Raw genomic sequence first — 14,547 nt, forward strand, 5'->3', positions numbered from 1 at the left:
AGTGGTCAGTCACTCCCCGCGGTCGCGTCGGCCAGAGCACTGGCACCACCGACGATCTCGCTGATTTCCTGGGTGATTTCGGCCTGTCGGGCCGCGTTGGCAAGCCGCGAGAGCGACTTGATGAGCTCTTCTGCGTTGTCGGTCGCCGACTTCATCGCGCGCCGGGTGGCGGCGTGCTTGGAGGCGGCGGCCTGCAGGAGCGCGTTGTAGATCCGCGACTCGACGTACCGCGGAAGCAGGGCGTCGAGGACGTCCTCGGCCGACGGCTCGAAGTCGAACAGCGGAAGGATCTCCCCCTTGGACGCCTCGGCCGACTCCTCGGCCGCCTTGTCCAGGGACAGCGGCAGCAGCCGGTCGTCGATCGCCGTCTGCGTCATCATCGAGATGAACTCGGTGGTGACGATGTGGAGTTCGTCCACACCACCCTCGGCGGTGTCCTTCTGGACCGCCGCGATGAGCGGTGCGGCGACCGCCTTGGCGTCCGCGTACGTCGGGCTGTCGGTGAAGCCGGTCCACGACTCCACGACCTTGCGCTCGCGGAAGCTGTAGTACGACACACCCTTGCGGCCGACGATGTAGGCGTCGACCTCCTTGCCCTCGGCCTTGAGCCGCTCGGTGAGCTGCTCGGCGGCCTTGATGACGTTGGAGGAGTAGCCGCCGGCCAGGCCGCGGTCGCTCGTGATGAGCAGCAGCGCGGCCCGGGTCGGGTTCTCCGCCTCGGTCGTGAGCGGGTGCTGGGTGTTCGAGCCGGTGGCAACCGCCGTCACCGCGCGGGTCAGTTCACTCGCGTACGGCGTCGATGCCGCCACCTGGCGCTGCGCCTTGACGACGCGCGAGGCGGCGATCATCTCCATCGCCTTGGTGATCTTCTTGGTCGCGGAGACGGAGCGGATGCGACGCTTGTAGACCCGGAGCTTGGCTCCCATGGATCAGGTCCCTTCCGTCGTCACTTGGCGGTGCCGGCCGGGGTGTCCTCGCCGAGCAGCTTGCCGGTCGAGGTCTCGAACTGCCGCTTGAAGCCCTCGACGGCCTCGGAGATCGCACCGATGGTGTCGTCGGACATCTTGGCGCCCTCACGGATGCTCGTGAGGAGCTCCTTCTTGTCCCGGTGCAGGTGGTCCAGGAGCTCCCGCTCGAAGCGGCGGATGTCCTCGACCGGCACGTCGTCCATCTTGCCGTTGGTGCCGGCCCAGATGGAGACGACCTGGTCCTCGACCGGGTACGGGTTGTACTGGCTCTGCTTGAGCAGCTCGGTCATGCGCTTACCGCGCTCCAGCTGCGCCTTGGAGGCCGCGTCCAGGTCGGAACCGAAGGCGGCGAACGCCTCCAGCTCGCGGTACTGGGCGAGGTCCACGCGGAGCCGGCCGGACACCTGGCGCATGGCCTTGTGCTGGGCCGAGCCACCGACACGGGAGACCGAGATACCGACGTTCAGGGCCGGACGCTGACCGGCGTTGAACAGGTCGGACTCCAGGAAGCACTGGCCGTCGGTGATGGAGATGACGTTGGTCGGGATGAACGCCGACACGTCGTTCGCCTTGGTCTCGACGATCGGGAGACCGGTCATGGAGCCGGCGCCCATGTCGTCGGAGAGCTTGGCGCAGCGCTCCAGCAGACGCGAGTGCAGGTAGAAGACGTCGCCCGGGTATGCCTCGCGGCCCGGCGGACGGCGCAGCAGCAGGGACACGGCGCGGTAGGCGTCGGCCTGCTTCGAGAGGTCGTCGAAGATGATCAGGACGTGCTTGCCCTGGTACATCCAGTGCTGGCCGATGGCCGAGCCGGTGTAGGGCGCCAGGTACTTGAAGCCCGCCGGGTCGGACGCCGGGGCGGCGACGATGGTGGTGTACTCCAGGGCGCCGGCCTCCTCCAGCGCGCCGCGCACGGACGCGATGGTGGAGCCCTTCTGGCCGACGGCGACGTAGATGCAGCGGACCTGCTTCTTCGGGTCGCCCGAGCGCCAGTTGTCGCGCTGGTTGATGATCGTGTCGACGGCCAGGGCGGTCTTGCCGGTCTGGCGGTCACCAATGATCAGCTGACGCTGGCCGCGGCCGATCGGCACCATCGAGTCGACGGCCTTGTAACCGGTCTGCATCGGCTCGTGGACCGACTTGCGGACCATGACGCCCGGAGCCTGCAGCTCCAGGGCACGGCGACCGTCGGTCTCGATCTCGCCGAGGCCGTCGATCGGGTTGCCCAGCGGGTCGACAACGCGGCCGAGGTAGCCCTCGCCCACGGCAACCGAGAGCACCTCACCGGTGCGCTGCACCGGCTGGCCCTCCTCGATACCGCCGAACTCGCCGAGGACAACCGCACCGATCTCGCGCTCTTCCAGGTTCAGCGCCAGACCGAGCGTGCCGTCCTCGAACTTCAGCAGCTCGTTCGCCATCGCCGAGGGAAGGCCCTCGACCTTCGCGATGCCGTCTCCGGCCTCGCTTACCGTGCCGACCTCCTCGCGCGAGGCCGCGTCCGGCTTGTACGCCTGGACGAAGTTCTCCAGCGCGTCCCGGATCTCCTCCGGCCGGATCGTGAGCTCCGCCATCTGGGTTCCCTGCTCTCCTTGTTGGGCCCGAAGTTACTTGCGGGTGTCTGGGGGGCTGTCCCCCAGGGGCTTTCCGCTTACGGCCCAACTCGGGCCGCCGTCATGCTTGTGCTGGTCCCCGGGGCTTCCTCCGGACCGCAGCCGGACCTCTCGGTCCGGCCGGCTGGTCCGGCGCCTGTCCGCCGGTTGTGCAGCTCTTGAGTTGGTGGCTGGGTCAGCCGGCCAACCGCCGCGCCGCCTCTTCGAGGCGCGCCGCGATGGTCCCGTTGATGACCTCGTCGCCGATCCGGACCTGGACGCCGCCGAGGACCTCGGGGTCCACGTCGAGGTTCAGGTGGATCTGCCGTCCGTACAGCGAGGCCAGGGTGGCGCCCAGGCGCTCCCGCTGTCCGTCGCTGAGGGGCACCGCGGAGGTGACCACCGCGACCATCCGGTCCCGGCGGTGCGCCGCCAGCTTGGAGAGGGCGTCGAGCCCCGCTTCCAGGCTACGGCCCCGCGGCTGTACGACAAGACGGAGCACGATCCGCTCGGTGACCGGGTTGGCCCGGCCGCCCAGCAGCGAGTGCAGCAGCTCCGTCTTGGCCGAAACCGCCGCGTTGCGGTCGGTGAGCGCCCGTCGCAGTTCGAGGTTGGAGCTGACGATCCGGCCGAACCGGAACAGCTCGTCCTCGACGTCGTCGAGCGCGCCGGCACGCTGGGCCGCGACGAGGTCGGCGGTGTAGGCCAGCTCCTCCATCGCGTCCGCCAGGTCACGCGAGCGCGACCAACGGGCGCGGACCATGCCCGCGACCAGCTCGGCGGTCGGGGCGGCGACCCGGCTGCCGAGCAGCCGTCCGGCCAGCTCGGCCCGCGCCTCAGCGGGCTGCGCCGGGTCGGTCAGGACCCGACGCAGCGACACCTCGCGGTCGAGCAGAGCGGTGACGGCAGCCAGCTCCTCGGCGAGCGTCGCCGCGTCGACGGAGGTGTTGTCCGTCAGCGCGTCGAACTGCTCGCGCGCGGAGGCGAGTGCCTCGCGGCTCGCTCCGTTCATCGGCCGGCCTCAGCCTTCGTCGCGTCCGTCTTGGCCTCGAGCTCGTCGAGGAACCGGTCGACGGTCCGGCTCTGCCGGGACACGTCCTCCAGGGACTCGCCGACGATCTTGCCGGACAGCTCGACGGCGAGGGTGCCCACGTCGCGACGCAGGGCCTGCGCAGCCGCCTTGCGGTCCGCCTCGATCTGGGCGTGGCCGGCAGCGATGAGCTCCTCACGCTGCCGCTGGCCCTCGGCGCGCATCTCCGCGATGAGAGTCGCGCCCTGCTCCTGCGCCTCCTGGCGCAGCCGCGCGGCCTCGTGGCGGGCGTCAGCCAGCTGGGACCGGTAGTCCGCGAGGACCTGCTGAGCCTCGGCCTGAAGCGATTCCGCTTCCTCCATCCGGCCTTCGATCTGCTTCCGGCGCTCATCCAGAACCTTGTTGATGTTCGGGAGGAGCTTCTTGGCGAGGATGCCGAAGACGATGAAGAAAGCGATCAGGCCGATGACCAGCTCTGGAATCGGCGGGATCAGAGGGTTCTCGGGAACCTCCGCCGCCATGGTGACCAGGGCGTTCACATCAGTGCCTTCCGTCTATTGGGTGTCGGGGTTTCGTTTACTTGAAAACGAAGCCCATGACGATGCCGATGAGGGCGAGCGCCTCACAGAAGGCGAAACCCATGATCTGGTTGGTACGGATCAGACCGGCGGCCTCGGGCTGGCGGGCGAGGGCCTGGGTGCCGTTACCGAAGATGATGCCGACGCCGACGCCGGGGCCGATGGCGGCCAGGCCGTAGCCGATCGCGCTGGCGCTACCGGTGAAGGCGGTCGCGGAGGCGAGGTTGACGGTCTCGAGAGCAGCGGACATGCCGTTACTTCCTTCTCATTTCACGGACCGGTGGGGGTTGGCCACCGGACAGCTGTTGGGGCTGGGAGAGGGGGCTCAGTGGTGCTCGGCGAGCGCGCCCTGGACGTAGTTGCAGGCCAGCAGGACGAAGACGTACGCCTGGACGGCCTGGATGAAGAGCTCGAAGGCCGTCATCGCGAGGGTCATCAGGAACGACGCGCCGGCGTAGACGAAGCCGACGCCGTTCAGCAGGTACCAGCTGGCGATGGTGAACATCAGGATCAGCAGGTGGCCCGCGAACATGTTCGCGAAGAGCCGGACCGCGTGGGTGAACGGCCGGATGATCATGTTCGAGAGGAACTCGATGACCACGATCAGCGGCAGGACCCAGCCGAGCGACTTGTCATAGCCGGTGATGTTCTTCAGCGCGCCGACGAAACCGTGCTTCTTGAAGGTCAGGAAGACCCACAGGATGTAGACGATCGCCGCGAGGCCCACAGGGAAGGCGATGACCGACGTCACCGGGAAGGCGGCGACCGGAATGATCGACCACAGGTTCATGATCCACACGAAGAAGAACAGCGAGACCATGAAGGGGACGTACTTGTCGCCCTCCTTCTTCCCGAGCGCGTCATAGACGAGTCCGCGGCGCACGAAGTCGTAGCCCGCCTCGCCGATCATCTGCAGCTTTCCGGGAACCACCTTCGCCTTGCCGAATGCGGCCCAGAAGAAGCCGACTACGACGACCGTGCTGAGCAGTGCCAGCAGCATCGGCTTGTTGAACTCGAAGCCACCGACGGTGAAGAGCGGCTTGAAGACGAAGTTATGAAGCCCGGGAGCATCAAAGCCGCACCCGGAAAAGATGTGGCAGTCGGTCTCGAAGGCGAGCATCGTTTCAGCACTCACCGCGAGCTCCTTCAGCGTGGCGCATGGGTACGGCAACCTCGTTGTGTCGGCGCGGCGTTGAGCCACGGAGCGGCACTGGACTGGTCTTACGGATTTGGGGGCGGCCGGCTGGCGCTGGGCCGGGCCGGATCACAGGCATCGGCCGCGAGAACTGCCCGTTCCATCGAGTGGGACTCGGGAGCTCAGCCGCCTGCGCCATCTGTGCCGCAGTTGGCACCGGACGATAGCAGGCCCGCATGAGGCCATTTATCTCGGCCCTACGTGTCACGTCGGCGACCCCGCCGTCTCCGCCTTCTTCGACTCGGCGGAGTGGGGATCCACGTACAGAATCTTCGCCTTCATATGACCGCGGGTCTGCGCCGCGATCCACACGAGGGTGGCGCCGAGCAATGTGAGCGCAAATGCCTTGGTGTCGAACAGCGTTGTGTCCTTGAACGCGAGCAGGAAGACCAGCACGAACAGGATCTGCGTCGTGTAGAGCAGCAACCCCATCATCTGGAACAGCTGCGGCAGGTTCTTCGCGGTTTTCTGCAGGACCACCAGGCCCGCCCCCATGACGAGCATCACGAGCACGGTGCCGATGACGGCGCCGATCGCTCCCGTCGCGCCCGCGACCACAGCGCTCACGGCAACGGCGATGACGCCGACGGCGAACGTGGGCACGGCGGCGTGAAGGAGTAGTCGGGCGTCATTCGACTGCATGGCGGCGCTCCGGCAAGGGGTGGGGGTGTGTCGTCAGGGACGAGCGTAGACCCGGTCTGAGGCGGAACCTGAGGCCGAAAGACCGTCGCACTACGGTCCTGCGGCTCTGTCACCGGGTTTAGTGAACGGTATCACAAACTATTTGATGAGGTCTTTACCTGGTTCGTGTGGACCCTGTCACACGTGAGCGTGAACCCGCGCGTTGGTGCACTGACGGCTGGTTTTTTGTCTGGTATGGGGTCAACACGTCCGATTCTCGATGCCCGTTCGGGCGACCGAATCTTCGTCTCAGTGGTGACTGCCCGCCCTGCGGTGGTCGACGAAGCGTGACCGGTCGCCGATCGCGGTGGCACCGTTGATGCCCGCGGGAACCGGCTCGCACTCCCCCTCGGCCGCCTCCGGAGCGTCCTCGACGCGGTCCGCCGGCGGCACCAGGACCGTGCGTACGACCCTGCGGTAGCGGGGCGGCACCATCCGCTCGGCCCAGCGCGGCGCGCGCGGCGAGAAGCGCGGCAGCAGGAGCAGCACCAGGCCCACCGCGCTCAGCAGCACGATGCCCAGCACGATCCACATGCTCGCGTTGTTCACCGAGTAGGCGACCGCACCGAAGGCGATCAGCGCCGACCAGAAGTACATGATCAGCACTGCTCGGCTGTGCGAGTGCCCGATCTCCAGCAGCCGGTGGTGGAGGTGCCCGCGGTCGGCCGCGAACGGCGACTGGCCCTTCCACGTACGGCGCACGATCGCCAGGATCAGGTCGGCGACCGGCACCGCGATGACCGTCAGCGGCAGCAGCAGGGGGATGTAGACCGGCACCATCGCGTGGGTGGCCTCCCGCAGACCGCCCGCCTTCTGGTTGAGCAGGTCCGGGTCGACCTGGCCGGTCACCGAGACCGCGCCGGCCGCCATGACCAGGCCGATCAGCATCGAGCCCGAGTCACCCATGAAGATCCGCGCCGGGTGCATGTTGTGCGGCAGGAAGCCCAGGCACATGCCCATCAGCACGACCGAGAACAGCGTGGCGGGCGCGGCCGCCTCGATGCCGTAGCCGAACCACATCCGGTACGCGTACATGAAGAACGCGGCGGCGGCGATGCACACCATGCCGGAGGCCAGGCCGTCCAGGCCGTCGACGAAGTTCACCGCGTTGATGGTGATCACGACCAGCGCGACGGTCAGCAGGGTGCCCTGCATGGGGGTCAGCGAGACCGTGCCGACGCCCGGGATCGGGATCCACAGGATGGTCAGGCCCTGGAGGACCATCACACCCGCGGCGATCATCTGGCCGCCCAGCTTGACCAGGGCGTCCACGCCCCACTTGTCGTCCAGCACGCCGAGGATCCAGATCAGCGCGGCGCCCGACAGCAGCGCCCGCGGCTCGTTGGAGCTCTCGAAGACGCTCTTGAGGTTGGTCAGGTGCGAGGCGACGAGCAGGCCGGCGCACAGCCCGCCGAACATGGCGATACCGCCGAGCCGCGGTGTCGGTTCGCGGTGCACATCACGCGCGCGGATCTCCGGCATCGCACCGGCCGCGATCGCGAACTTCCGCACCGGCCCGGTCAGCAGGTAGGTGACCGCGGCCGTGACGCACAGCGTCAGCAGGTATTCACGCACGGGCTGCCCCATCGGTATAGCTGGCCATCACAGCCCCACACCCTATGCGTGTCCGCCCCCTGGCCGTGAATACAGGAGTAGACGCCTCGCGTCGGCGGGCGGTTCCCGCCCTCACCCCTGGTCCGGATATGGCGGAAAAGCGTGGACCAAAGTGACCGTCGCGGCGCGGGCCGCCGCGCCCTCCTCCCGCAGCGCCGCCGCCATCAGTCCGGCGATCGCGGCCATCTCGTCCTCGCCCATCCCCTGCGTCGTCACCGCGGCGGTGCCCAGCCGGATTCCGGTCCGGCGGGCGGCGGGCTCGTCCTCGCAGGGCAGCGCGCAGGTGTCCAGCACGATCCCGGCGGCCGCCAGCCGGCCCCGCGCGGTGCGCGCGTCCATGCCGAGGGGGGCGGGGTCGGCGGTGATCAGGTGGGTGTCGGTGCCGCCGGTGGTGATCGTCAGGCCCTGCCCGGCGAGCGCCTCGGCGAGCGCCCGGGCGTTGGCGACGACCTGGTGGGCGTACCCGGCGAAGGCGGGCGTGGCGGCCTCCGCGAAGGCGACGGCCTTGGCGGCGACCGCGTTCATCTGCGCACCTCCCTGGGTGAACGGGAACACGGCACGGTCGATCCGCTCGGCGAGCCGCTCGCCGCACAGGATCAGCCCGCCGCGCGGCCCGCGCAGCACCTTGTGGGTGGTGCCGCACACCACATGGGCGTACGGGACGGGGCTGGGCGCCGCTCCCCCGGCGATCAGCCCCAGCGGGTGCGCGACGTCCGCGATCAGGTACGCGCCGGTCTCGTCGGCGATGTCGCGGAAGGCGGCGTAGTCGATGTGGCGGGGGTAGGAGATCGAGCCGCAGACGATCGCCTTGGGGCGGCGGGCGCGGGCCAGCTCGCGGATCGCGTCGTAGTCCAGCAGCCCGGTCTCCTCGTCGACGCCGTAGCCGGCGAAGTCGAACCAGCGGCCGGAGAAGTTGGCGGGCGAGCCGTGGGTGAGGTGCCCGCCGTGGGGCAGCGACATGGCCAGAACGGTGTCTCCGGGGCGCAGCAGGGCGGCGTAGGCGGCCAGCACGGCCGAAGACCCGGAGTGGGACTGGACGTTGGCGTGTTCGGCGCCGAAAAGGGCCTTGGCGCGCTCCACCGCGATCCGCTCGGCGAGGTCGACGATCTCGCAGCCGCCGTGGTGCCGGGCGCCGGGATAGCCCTCGGCGTATTTGTTGCCCAGCGGGGAGCCGAGCGCGGCCAGCACGGCCGGTGAGGTGAAGTTCTCCGCGGCGATCAGCTGGAGTCCGTCGCTCTGACGGGCGCTCTCACCGAGCAGTACGCCGGCGATCTCGGGGTCCTGGCGCAGCAGCGCGGCGAAGTCCGGCGCGCCCGCGGGGCGGGTGACGCCCTCCCGGGCGGCGGCCCGGGCCCGCTCCTCCGGCGACCGGTCGGCGTCGGCTACGGGGGCGGCGGTGGCGGGGGCGGCCTCGGCGGCCGGAACACCGCTGGTCGAGGACTCGCTGCGGGGTGATGCGGTGGTGGCGGGCATCGCTGGCTCCGGGCCTCGTACGGGACGTAGTCCCAATGTAGGCGCGCCAGGGCGATCGGGCGCGGTGTGCCGGTCCGCCCGGGGCCCGCGGTCGCGCCGGGGCCCGCTACGCCCGCGCCGGGACCCCCGTCAGGGCGGTGACGACCGGGTCCAGCGCCTGGTTGATCTCGTCGCCGATGGAGCGGAAGAAGGTGATGGGGGCTCCGTAGGGGTCGTAGACCTCGTCGGACTCCGGGTTGGGCGCCAGCAGCCAGCCGCGCAGCGCCGCGGCGGCGCCCACCAGCGCCCGGGCCCGCTCGACCAGCCCGCCGTCCGGCCGCGCCGGGTCGGGGTCGGGCAGCGTGGCCGGGTCTATGGCCCGTACCAGCCGGTTGAACTCCTTGAGGGTGAAGGTGCGCAGCCCCGCGGAGTGGCCCATGGAGATGACCTGGGCGCGGTGGTCGCGGGTGGCGGTGAGCACCAGGTCGGCGCGGATGACGTGCTCGTCGAGCAGTTCCCGGCCGAGGAAGCCGGCCGGGTCGGCGCCGTAGTCCGTGAGCACGGTCGCGGCGTGCGCCTCCATCGGGGCGCCCTCATGGCCCCAGGTGCCGGCGCTCTCCACGACCAGGCCCCCGCTGTGCTCCCCGCCGAGTCGCAGTGCCAGGGCATGGCGGTGCAGCCGCTCGGTGATCGGCGAGCGGCAGACGTTGCCGGTGCTGACGTGCAGGATCCGGAACAGCGGTGCAGGGGGTGCGGGGGGAAGGGGGTTGTCGTCGCCGGGTCCCGCTATGCCACGCCCCAGGGGCGCCATCAATTGGCCACCTCGAGCTCGGGTACCACCTTGCGCAGCTCCGCCGCGCTGAGCGCGCCCTCGCGCAGCAGCACGGGGATCTTTCCGGTGACGTCGACGATCGACGACGGCACGGCGGCGGGCGTCGGGCCGCCGTCGAGGTAGACGGAGACCGAGTCGCCCAGCATCTCCTGGGCCGCGTCGCAGTCCTGCGGGGAGGGGTGGCCGGTCAGGTTGGCGCTGGAGACGGCCATCGGGCCGAACTCGGTGAGCAGCTCGATCGCGACGGGGTGCAGCGGCATCCGCACCGCGACCGTGCCGCGGGTCTCGCCGAGGTCCCAGGTCAGCGACGGCTGGTGCTTGGCGACGAGGGTGAGCGCGCCGGGCCAGAAGGCGTCGACCAGTTCCCACGCCTGCTCGGAGAAGTCGGTGACCAGGCCGTGCAGGGTGTTGGGGGATCCGACGAGGACCGGGGAGGGCATGCCCCGGCCGCGGCCCTTGGCCTCCAGCAGGTCGCCGACGGCCTCGGCGCTGAAGGCGTCCGCGCCGATGCCGTAGACGGTGTCGGTCGGCAGCACGACCAGCTCACCGCGGCGGACGGCCGAGGCGGCCTCGCGCAGACCGGTGGCGCGGTCGGTCGCGTCGCTGCAGTCGTATCGCCGTGCCATTACGGGACCTCCTCGTGCGGAACGAATACATCGGATGCATCGGATGCATCAGGCGTCAGGGCAGGACGCGTCATGGCGTCGCCCGGCGCGCGGTGGCGAAACGGGGCCTGTTGTTCAGGTCGGGGTGGTCGGCCGCGTCGGCCCAGCCCCGCTCCTCGGTGAAGATCCACGGCACCTGTCCGCCCTGGGTGTCGGCGTGCTCGATGACGACCACGCCACCGGGCCGCAGCAGGCGGTGTGCGGTCCGCTCGATGCCACGGATGGTGTCCAGGCCGTCCTGGCCCGAGAACAGCGCCAGCTCCGGGTCGTGGTCGCGGGCCTCGGGGGCGACGTACTCCCACTCGGTCAGCGGGATGTACGGCGGGTTGGAGACGACCAGGTCCACCTGCCCGTCCAGTTCGGGAAGCGCGGTCAGCGCGTCGCCGTGATGGAGAACGACGCGGGACCCCTCGACGTTCTTGCGGGCGTAGTCCAGGGCCTCCTCGGACAGCTCCACGGCGTGCACCCGCGAGCGCGGCACCTCCTGCGCCAGCGCCAGCGCGATCGCCCCGGAGCCGGTGCACAGGTCGACGATCAGCGGCTCGACGACGTCCATGGCCCGTACGGCGTCTATCGCCCAGCCGACCACCGACTCGGTCTCCGGGCGGGGCACGAACACCCCCGGGCCGACGTGGAGTTCGAGGTAGCGGAAGAACGCCCGGCCGGTGATGTGCTGGAGCGGTTCGCGGGCCTCACGGCGGGCGATGGCCTCCCAGTAGCGGGCGTCGAAGTCCGCGTCGGGGACCGTGTGCAGCTGGCTCCGCTTGACGCCGTGCACGTGCGCGGCGAGCTCCTCGGCGTCGAAGCGGGGTGAGGGCACGCCGGCGTCGGCCAGCCGCTGGGTGGCCTGGGCCACCTCGGCGAGCAGCAGGTTCACGGGCCTTCCTCCTGGTGCGCTGCGTCTTCCCCGGCCGGGGTCCGGCGCGTCCCCTGGGGGATGCGCGGTCTCCAGCCGGTACGTACGGGTCTTGCGGGCTTACTGGGCGGCGGCGAGCTTGGCTGCCGAGTCGGCGTCTACGCACGCCTGGATGACCGGGTCCAGCTCGCCGTCGAGCACCTGGTCCAAGTTGTACGCCTTGAAGCCGACCCGGTGGTCCGAGATCCGGTTTTCCGGGAAGTTGTACGTACGGATGCGCTCGGAGCGGTCGACGGTGCGGACCTGGCTGCGGCGGGCGTCGGACGCCTCGCGCTCGGCCTCCTCCTGGGCGGCGGCCAGCAGCCGGGAGCGCAGGATACGCATCGCCTGCTCCTTGTTCTGGAGCTGGCTCTTCTCGTTCTGGCAGGAGACGACGATGCCGGTCGGCAGGTGGGTGATGCGCACCGCGGAGTCGGTGGTGTTGACGGACTGGCCGCCGGGACCCGACGAGCGGTAGACGTCGATCCGCAGGTCGTTGGCGATGATCTCGACCTCGACCTCCTCGGCCTCGGGGGTGACCAGCACACCGGCCGCGGAGGTGTGGATGCGGCCCTGCGACTCGGTGGCGGGCACGCGCTGGACGCGGTGCACCCCGCCCTCGTACTTCAGCCGCGCCCAGACGCCCTGGCCGGGCTCGGTGGCGCCGCCCCCGCCCTTGGTCTTCACGGCGACCTGGACGTCCTTGTAGCCGCCGAGGTCGGACTCGTTGGCGTCGAGGATCTCGGTCTTCCAGCCGACCCGCTCGGCGTAGCGCAGGTACATCCGCAGCAGGTCGCCGGCGAACAGCGCGGACTCCTCGCCGCCCTCACCGGCCTTGACCTCGAGGATGACGTCCTTGTCGTCGCTGGGGTCGCGCGGGACGAGCAGCAGCCGCAGCTTCTCGGTGAGCTCCTCGCGGCGGACGTCGAGCTCCTTGGCCTCGTCGGCGAAGTCCGGGTCGTCCGCGGCGAATTCGCGCGCGGTCTCGATGTCGTCGCCGGTCTGCTTCCAGTCGCGGTACGTCGTGATGATCGGGGTCAGCTCGGCGTAGCGCTTGTTGAGCCGCATGGCCTCGCGCTGGTCGGCGTGGACCGCGGGGTCGGCCAGCCGCTTCTCGAGATCGGCGTGCTCGCCGATCAGTTCCTCGACCGCCTCGAACATCGTGGGTTCCTCTGCTGGCTGGCTGACAGTGCTGTCCGGGGGTGCCCCCCGGACCTCCCGCCGGGCGACGGGAGACCTGGGACGACGCAAACAAAGACGCCGGTCCGGTCACCCCTGGGCAGGGGCGACCGGGAACCGGCGCCTTGTGAGTCGCTACTTCTTGGCAGCGGCGGCCTTGCCGAAGCGGGCCTCGAAGCGGGCCACGCGGCCGCCCGTGTCCATGATCTTCTGCTTGCCCGTGTAGAACGGGTGGCACTCGGAGCACACGTCGGCGCGGATGTTGCCGCCGGCAACGGTGCTACGGGTGGTGAACGACGCGCCACAGGTGCAGCTGACCTGGGTCTCGACGTACTCCGGGTGGATGTCGCGCTTCAAGGGATTCTCCTAGGTTCGGGAGTGCACCGGGTCGTGTCGCGGGTTGCGTCACGTGAACCGGGGCCGACGGTCCAGTCTGCCAGGACTAGCCGTATCTCCCAAAACCGGGGTACCCGCGCAGGTATTCCCGCCCGCGGCACGCCCCGGTCCGGCTACTTCACGTAGCGGCTGGTGCCGCCGGTGTCACCGGCCGAGCCCTTGAGCGCGGACTTGGGGATGTCCCGGTCGTTGCGCAGCGCGTCCCAGACCTGCTTGCCGTGCTTGGTCAGCGGCACCACCCGGTCGGGGTTGGCGGTGTCGTAGGCGACCGGCAGCGTCACCATGTCGATGTTGTTCGACCCGATGGAGCCGAGGCTCTTGGCCAGCCCGGTCAGTTCGCTGACCGAGTTGAGGTCGGTGTCGGTGGTGATGGCCTTGGTGGCGGTGTCGGCGACGTCGTAGAGCTTGGTGGGGTTGGTGAGCACCCCGACGTTCTTGACCTGGTTCATCAGGGCCTTGAGGAACGTCTGCTGCAGCTGGATGCGGCCGAGGTCGCTGCCGTCGCCGCCGGGGACGCCGTGCCGGGTCCGCACCAGGCCGAGGGACTGCTCGCCGTCGAGGGTGTGCTTGCCCGGCTGGAGGTGCAGATGGCTCTTGTTGTCGTCGATCGCCTTGCTGGTGGTGATGTCCACCCCGCCGAGCGCGTCGATGAGCTTCTTGAAGCCGGAGAAGTCGACCTCGATGAAGTGGTCCATACGGATGCCGCTGATCGACTCGACCGTCTTGACGGCGCAGGCCGGCCCGCCGACCTCGAAGGCGGTGTTGAACATCGTCCGCTGCGCGCCGGGCACGTTCCGGCCGTCCTTGGTGCAGTCGGGCCGCTTGATCAGGGTGTCGCGCGGGATGCTCACGACGCTGGCCTTCTTGTGGCCCTTGAAGACGTGCACGACCATCGCGGTGTCGGAACGCGCCCCGCCCTCGTCCTTGCCGTACTCGCCGTTCTTGCCGGCGCGCGAGTCCGACCCCATGACGAGGATGTCCATCGATCCGTTGTCGACGTTCTGCGGCCGGTCGTGGCCGAGGGCGGCGTTGATGTCGACGCCCTTCAGATTGCCGTTGAGTTTGAAGTAGACGTATCCGAGCCCGGCACCACCGAGCAGTACGGCGCTGGTCAGCGCGCACAGGCTGATCGTCAGGGCCCTGCGGCGCCGGCTCGGCGCCCTGCGCCGGCGGCCCGTGGCACGTATGCCGCGGGTCCCGCTTTCGGCCGTCGCGGTCCCGTTGCTGTCCGCCATCTGCTCCTCAGTCCTCGCTCGCTCGGCTACCCCTCGCCGCCACCGTGGTGCGTGCTGTCACGGCTCGTTGCTCCTTGTCAGACGGGAGGCTGACGGGAAGGGTTGCACAGCGAGTGATGAGCGATTTCTTAGAAATCCCGCGGGACAGTTGCCGACGGCGCGCGGCCTCCTCCCTCCTCACCTGGACTTTCGCCCTGAAACCAGCCATGGCCGAAACGTTGCGTCAGGGACGGATCTG

The 14,547-nt window shown here is 69.7% G+C and carries 15 protein-coding genes; all 15 read right to left on the reverse strand.

Annotated elements, in window-relative coordinates:
- Positions 1–5 precede the first annotated feature (5 nt).
- Positions 6–926, reverse strand: a complete 921-nt coding sequence (locus SL103_RS29070) for a F0F1 ATP synthase subunit gamma (RefSeq protein WP_069571956.1) — start codon at positions 924–926, stop codon at positions 6–8.
- A 20-nt stretch (positions 927–946) separates the two neighbouring features.
- Positions 947–2,539: a F0F1 ATP synthase subunit alpha gene (atpA, locus tag SL103_RS29075; protein WP_069571957.1), complete on the reverse strand. Its 1,593-nt coding sequence runs from the start codon at positions 2,537–2,539 to the stop codon at positions 947–949.
- A gap of 214 nt (positions 2,540–2,753) precedes the next feature.
- Entirely contained in the window at positions 2,754–3,569 is an 816-nt protein-coding gene (locus SL103_RS29080; protein ID WP_069571958.1) for a F0F1 ATP synthase subunit delta, read from the reverse strand.
- Entirely contained in the window at positions 3,566–4,126 is a 561-nt protein-coding gene (locus tag SL103_RS29085; RefSeq protein ID WP_069571959.1) for a F0F1 ATP synthase subunit B, read from the reverse strand. Before SL103_RS29085 ends, SL103_RS29080 begins: the two co-directional genes overlap by 4 nt.
- 37 nt (positions 4,127–4,163) lie before the next feature.
- Positions 4,164–4,415, reverse strand: coding sequence for an ATP synthase F0 subunit C (atpE, locus tag SL103_RS29090; RefSeq protein ID WP_030414140.1), 252 nt, complete (start codon positions 4,413–4,415; stop codon positions 4,164–4,166).
- 75 nt (positions 4,416–4,490) lie between these two features.
- Positions 4,491–5,285, reverse strand: coding sequence for a F0F1 ATP synthase subunit A (gene atpB / locus SL103_RS29095; RefSeq protein WP_069571960.1), 795 nt, complete (start codon positions 5,283–5,285; stop codon positions 4,491–4,493).
- 279 nt (positions 5,286–5,564) lie between these two features.
- On the reverse strand, positions 5,565–6,002 hold the full coding sequence (locus tag SL103_RS29100) for a hypothetical protein (RefSeq protein ID WP_069571961.1): 438 nt from the start codon (positions 6,000–6,002) through the stop codon (positions 5,565–5,567).
- Positions 6,003–6,290: 288 nt separating this feature from the next.
- Complete coding sequence (locus tag SL103_RS29105; RefSeq protein WP_208869977.1) at positions 6,291–7,628, reverse strand: MraY family glycosyltransferase; 1,338 nt, start codon at positions 7,626–7,628, stop codon at positions 6,291–6,293.
- Positions 7,629–7,727: 99 nt separating this feature from the next.
- Positions 7,728–9,128 carry a serine hydroxymethyltransferase gene (glyA, locus tag SL103_RS29110; RefSeq protein WP_079146036.1) on the reverse strand — a complete coding sequence of 467 codons (1,401 nt, stop codon included), beginning with the start codon at positions 9,126–9,128 and terminating at the stop codon, positions 7,728–7,730.
- Positions 9,129–9,234: 106 nt separating this feature from the next.
- Positions 9,235–9,918, reverse strand: coding sequence for a protein-tyrosine-phosphatase (locus SL103_RS29115; RefSeq protein WP_208869979.1), 684 nt, complete (start codon positions 9,916–9,918; stop codon positions 9,235–9,237).
- Positions 9,918–10,565 carry an L-threonylcarbamoyladenylate synthase gene (locus SL103_RS29120; protein WP_069571962.1) on the reverse strand — a complete coding sequence of 216 codons (648 nt, stop codon included), beginning with the start codon at positions 10,563–10,565 and terminating at the stop codon, positions 9,918–9,920. Before SL103_RS29120 ends, SL103_RS29115 begins: the two co-directional genes overlap by 1 nt.
- 70 nt (positions 10,566–10,635) lie before the next feature.
- Positions 10,636–11,481, reverse strand: a complete 846-nt coding sequence (prmC, locus tag SL103_RS29125) for a peptide chain release factor N(5)-glutamine methyltransferase (protein WP_069571963.1) — start codon at positions 11,479–11,481, stop codon at positions 10,636–10,638.
- A gap of 99 nt (positions 11,482–11,580) precedes the next feature.
- Positions 11,581–12,660: a peptide chain release factor 1 gene (gene prfA, locus SL103_RS29130; protein ID WP_069571964.1), complete on the reverse strand. Its 1,080-nt coding sequence runs from the start codon at positions 12,658–12,660 to the stop codon at positions 11,581–11,583.
- 153 nt (positions 12,661–12,813) lie between these two features.
- The gene (rpmE, locus tag SL103_RS29135; RefSeq protein ID WP_069571965.1) at positions 12,814–13,035 is read right to left on the reverse strand and encodes a 50S ribosomal protein L31; all 222 of its coding nucleotides are present in this window, start codon (positions 13,033–13,035) and stop codon (positions 12,814–12,816) included.
- A gap of 152 nt (positions 13,036–13,187) precedes the next feature.
- Complete coding sequence (locus SL103_RS29140; RefSeq protein WP_069571966.1) at positions 13,188–14,309, reverse strand: LCP family protein; 1,122 nt, start codon at positions 14,307–14,309, stop codon at positions 13,188–13,190.
- Positions 14,310–14,547: the final 238 nt, after the last annotated feature.

It is taken from the genome of Streptomyces lydicus (genome assembly GCF_001729485.1).
GTDB lineage: Bacteria > Actinomycetota > Actinomycetes > Streptomycetales > Streptomycetaceae > Streptomyces > Streptomyces lydicus_D.